Below are 553 nucleotides of genomic sequence, written 5' to 3'. Positions count from 1 at the left end.
GCGCGCGGGTGGACTACCGGCGCAGTGAGCTGACCCACTGGATGTTCGGCGCCAGCCGTTTCCGCTACGACGACGGCAATCATCGCGAGCTGTTCAGTACCGCCCTCGAGCAGCGCCTGCTGACCCGGCCGCGCTGGCTGGTCGACGGCCTGGCCAGTGCCTACACCAGTCGCGGCAGCCGCGATGATGCGCCCTATTTCAACCCGTCACGCGACCGCATGGTCGAGATCGGGCTGCGCATCGACCAGCAACTGTGGCGGCACTACGAACGCCACTTCCGGCACCCGCTGACGGTTTCGCTGGGGGACTACTGGCAGGACGGCTTCGGCAGCGCGCTGGTGCCATCGGTGTCCTACCAGCATGAGTGGCAACTGGGGCCGGGCCGTGTGTTCGAGTACGGCGTGCGCTGGTCGCGGCCGGTCTACGACGGCCACCGCGAACGCCATCTCGGCTTCGAAGCCGCATTGCGCTGGGGAGACTGACATGGCCCGCATCCTGCGACTGATCCTGCTGCTGTTGTTCAGCACCGCACCGACCGCACTGGCACAACAGG

Annotated in this window: 1 pseudogene; it reads left to right on the top strand. The window is 67.3% G+C overall.

The annotated features are described in order from the left end of the window. Window positions 1-482: pseudogene (locus C9414_RS20970) on the top strand (hypothetical protein); the annotation flags it as partial. Between the last annotated feature and the right edge of the window lie 71 nt (window positions 483-553).

The sequence above is a fragment of the Bacillus sp. Nf3 genome (genome assembly GCF_003028545.1).
Lineage (GTDB): Bacteria > Bacillota > Bacilli > Bacillales > Bacillaceae > Bacillus > Bacillus safensis.
This window is presented reverse-complemented; position numbering and strand designations above follow the sequence as displayed.